Annotated in this window: 6 protein-coding genes and 1 pseudogene; all 7 read right to left on the bottom strand. The window is 35.5% G+C overall.

Annotation, left to right across the window (positions count from 1 at the left end; all coding sequences use genetic code 11):
* Window positions 1-244 precede the first annotated feature (244 nt).
* The 7 genes and pseudogenes from ACXAC1_RS20245 to ACXAC1_RS20215 all read right to left on the bottom strand — a co-directional run bounded on the left by ACXAC1_RS20245 (window position 245) and on the right by ACXAC1_RS20215 (window position 3,840).
* Window positions 245-592: a hypothetical protein gene (locus ACXAC1_RS20245; protein ID WP_475064042.1), complete on the bottom strand. Its 348-nt coding sequence runs from the start codon at window positions 590-592 to the stop codon at window positions 245-247.
* Window positions 555-1,214, bottom strand: coding sequence for a hypothetical protein (locus tag ACXAC1_RS20240; protein ID WP_475064040.1), 660 nt, complete (start codon window positions 1,212-1,214; stop codon window positions 555-557). The genes ACXAC1_RS20245 and ACXAC1_RS20240 overlap by 38 nt, the downstream gene beginning before the upstream one ends.
* 3 nt (window positions 1,215-1,217) lie before the next feature.
* Window positions 1,218-1,415, bottom strand: coding sequence for a hypothetical protein (locus tag ACXAC1_RS20235; protein WP_475064039.1), 198 nt, complete (start codon window positions 1,413-1,415; stop codon window positions 1,218-1,220).
* Window positions 1,416-1,437: 22 nt separating this feature from the next.
* Window positions 1,438-2,118 (bottom strand): 3'-5' exonuclease, encoded by a 681-nt coding sequence (locus ACXAC1_RS20230; protein ID WP_475064038.1) that lies wholly within the window; start codon window positions 2,116-2,118, stop codon window positions 1,438-1,440.
* Window positions 2,111-2,379, bottom strand: a pseudogene (locus ACXAC1_RS20225) (3'-5' exonuclease). The gene ACXAC1_RS20230 and the pseudogene ACXAC1_RS20225 overlap by 8 nt, the downstream one beginning before the upstream one ends.
* 19 nt (window positions 2,380-2,398) lie before the next feature.
* Window positions 2,399-3,424, bottom strand: a complete 1,026-nt coding sequence (locus ACXAC1_RS20220; RefSeq protein ID WP_475064037.1) for a UvrD-helicase domain-containing protein — start codon at window positions 3,422-3,424, stop codon at window positions 2,399-2,401.
* 143 nt (window positions 3,425-3,567) lie between these two features.
* Window positions 3,568-3,840, bottom strand: a complete 273-nt coding sequence (locus tag ACXAC1_RS20215; RefSeq protein ID WP_475064036.1) for a hypothetical protein — start codon at window positions 3,838-3,840, stop codon at window positions 3,568-3,570.
* Window positions 3,841-3,918: the final 78 nt, after the last annotated feature.

Here is a 3,918-nt window from a genome sequence, read left to right as displayed (position 1 = left end):
GTAGGCATGCTGATAAACTTCAGCATTTTGTGGTCCGACCATCTTAATACCTGGCTCCTTTTTATGACTTCTGGTATAATGTCTCCCGCCCTTCTTAATTACAACACCATCACCAATTCCGAATATCTTTTCTCATGTATCAGATCTTCATTCACGTAAAGAAGCTCTAGATAACTGTAGTGCCCGCAACTTCAACTGGTTCAAGTATAGCCGTAGGTGTAACGACGCCTGTCTCCACCAATACTCAGTTCAATATCTGCATACAATCTGTTATGACTTCTTCAGCAGGAAACTTATACGCAATTGCCCAACGAGGAGATTTTTGTGTATAGCCAAGCTCATCTTGCTGGTCTAAATCATTTACTTTGATAACAATGCCGTCGATATCATAAGGTAACTGTTCACGTGCTTCAGTCCATTTTTCAATATAATCGAATACTTCTTCTATAGTTTGGACACGTTCTCTTTCTTTATTTGTTTTAAAACCTAATTTATCTAATTCATCTAAAGCTTCGCTTTGTGTATGTGCATGAAATTGTGTAAAGTCATTTACGCTATATAAGAAAACACTTAACTTTCTCTTTGCTGGCAAGTTTGGAGTCTAATTGTCGAAGTGAACCAGCAGCTGCATTTCTTGGATTGGCAAAAGGTTGCTCATCATTTTGTGCTTTAGCTTCATTTAAATCAAAAAATGATTTTCTGGGCATGTATGCTTCACCACGAACTTCAAATGTTCTAGCTTCATTAATCTTTAATGGTATTGCATGTATCGTTCTTAAGTTTTCGGTGATATCTTCACCCGTAGTACCGTCACCACGTGTCAAACCTTGTACGAATTTACCATTCTCGTATTTGAGAGAAACTGCTAAACCATCTATTTTCAATTCGCACATGTATTCCACATGATTAATTTGTTCACGTATACGCTGATCAAATTTTTTTAAATCTTCTTTATTAAAAGCATTCCCTAAACTTAGCATCGGTGTATCATGATTCACTTTTTCAAAAGTTGATTGAGCTGAGCCGCCCACTCTTACTGTAGGTGAATCAGCTGTTCGATATTCTGGGTTGTTCGCCTCAATATCTATCAATTCATGTAAAAGTTTATCGTATTCACTGTCTGGTACTGAAGGGTTGTCTTGTACATAATATTCATAACTATATTGATTTAGTAATTGATGTAATACATCGACACGCGATTGTAAGTCAGCCACGCTTTATTCCCCTTTCTTTTCAATAGGTGCAAATTGAGCAAGCAAACGTTTAGGTCCTTCAGATTTAAAGATAATATCTAATTCAACCGAACCATTTTTTTCATTAACATTACTTACCATACCTTCACCCCATGATTTATGAATAACTTTGTCACCAACATGCCAATCCGTCGATTGTTGTGCTTTTTTCGAGGATGTCACACGTTTACTATATCCTCTTTTTTCAGGTTGTTTGGTTGCAGATTTTAAATCGATTTCCTTGTGTAGTTGCTCGTGATTTATTTTCGTTTTCTAATAAATCTTCAGGTATTTCATTTAAGAATCTTGAAGCCATATTGGACTGCGGTCTTCCAAAAAGCATTCTTGATGTCGCATGCGTTAAATATAACGTTTCTTCAGCACGTGTAATCGCTACATAACAAATTCTTCTTTCTTCTTGCATTTCATGATCATCATCACTTTTTATCGCCCTTATATGTGGAAATAATGATTCTTCCATGCCCATAATAAATACAATAGGAAACTCTAATCCTTTGGCTGAGTGCATTGTCATCAACGTTATGCCATCATCTATTTGCGCTTCGTCTATATCAGCAACTAAAGATAAGTCTGTTAAAAAATTGATTAACGACTGTTCTTCTAATGGCGTGTTTTCTTCGTAGTCTTTAGGGACTGACATAAATTCATCTATATTTTCTAATCTACTTCTTGATTCTAATGTTTGTTCTCGTTCCAACATCTCACGGTAACCTGATTTCACCAATACTTCTTCAACGATTTCTGTAATCTCTAAAAATTCTTGTTGTTTAATTAAGTTCTGTATCATGTCATAAAATGAAATACATGCTTGTGTTACTTTTTTAGATAAGCCTATAAAGTCTACTTCTGCTAGTGCATCAAACATACTTATCTCGTTTTGAGCAGCATATGCCTGAATTCTTATCTACTGTCGATGGACCTACGCCACGTTTTGGTACATTGATTACACGACGTAAACTGATATCATCATTGCTATTGGCTATTATTCTCAAATAGCTAATAGATCTTTAATTTCTTTACGATCATAGAATTTTTGACCACCAACCATTGTGTATGGAATATTAGATTTCATAAATGTCTCTTCCAACACACGAGACTGAGCATTGGTACGGTATAAGATAGCCATATCTTTATATTTTTTTCCATTACGTTGTTGTTTCGATAATTTCCTTAACTACATATTCCGCTTCGTCTCTCTCAGTAGTAGCTTCATAATAGTGAATTTTTTCTCCAGATGTATTACCTGTCCATAACCCTTTGGGTTTACGCTCTGAATTATTTTTGATTACTTCGTTAGCTGCATTTAATATATTTTTAGTTGAGCGATAATTTTGTTCTAAAAATATCGTTTTAGCTTCAGGATAATCTTCTTCAAAGGAAAGTATGTTTTGAATATCAGCACCACGCCAACCATAAATAGATTGATCAGAATCACCAACTACACATAAATTTTTAAATTTAGATGCTAAAAGATTTACTAATGTATATTGTGCTTTGTTTGTATCTTGGTACTCATCGACATGAATGTATTGGAATTTATTTTGATAAAATTCTAACACATCTGGCACACGTTCAAATAATCGAATTGTAACCATGATTAAATCATCAAAATCTAACGCTTCATTTCTTGATAACTGTCTTTGATATCCTTTATACACTGTAGCAACCATTTGTTCATGATATGTTTCAGCATCTTTTTGTGCATCCTCTGGTGTTTTCAATTCATTTTTCAAATTACTTATAGCACCTATAAACATTCTTGGTTCAAACTTTTTACTATCTATATTTTCATTTTTCAATACATCTTTGATAACTGATTTTTGGTCCGTAGGATCAATTATAGTAAAATTACGTTCAATACCAATTCTATCCGCATCTCTTCTCAGTATTCTTACACACATTGAGTGAAATGTTGACATCCATATAACTTGAGCCGGTTCTCCTACTAAAGCTTCCACACGTGCTTTCATTTCTTTTGCTGCCTTGTTTGTAAAAGTAATCGCTAGAATGTTGTATGGGGATACGTCCTTTTCATCAAGCAAGTAAGCTATACGATGAGTTAAAACACGTGTTTTGCCTGAACCCGCACCCGCCATAATAAGTAGTGGCCCTTCTGTAGTGCGTACTGCTAAACTTTGTTCATCATTCATCTTATTTACTAATGCATTCATTTATGTGACTCCTTTATCTTAACTGTTTTTAATGAGGTGCTGTTCGACCTTACCTAGATCAAGCCATTAACCTTAGCAATACGTAACTGAACGAAGTAGACGTACAGATTACGTATTGCTAAGGTTAAGTTCCTCGTGCAGTGTCAAGAGATCAGCACCTTCACTGCCCAAGATCTTCCACTGAGATCCTCTAAGCAATACTTTAATTTTGGATTTTCAAATGCACTGCGCACTGCATTGAAGAGTGCACTCCTCGGAAAAACTATATCGTTGTTTCCAAAACTGATTAGAGGCTCTGTCGTAATTTCTAACTGTTCTAATAAGCTTGAGTTAGAAAGTAACTCTTCTCGCACTAATCTAGGAAATAAATCGAGTCCCCTAGAAGCCACAAAGGCACGCCTCGACTTACTGTCCATCCAGCACCTCCTGAGATAACACATCTAGGTGCTGATCTCTTGACACTGCACGAGGAACTTAACCTTAGCAATACGTAA

It is taken from the genome of Marinomonas sp. AWM4_232, from assembly GCF_056158325.1.
This window is presented reverse-complemented; position numbering and strand designations above follow the sequence as displayed.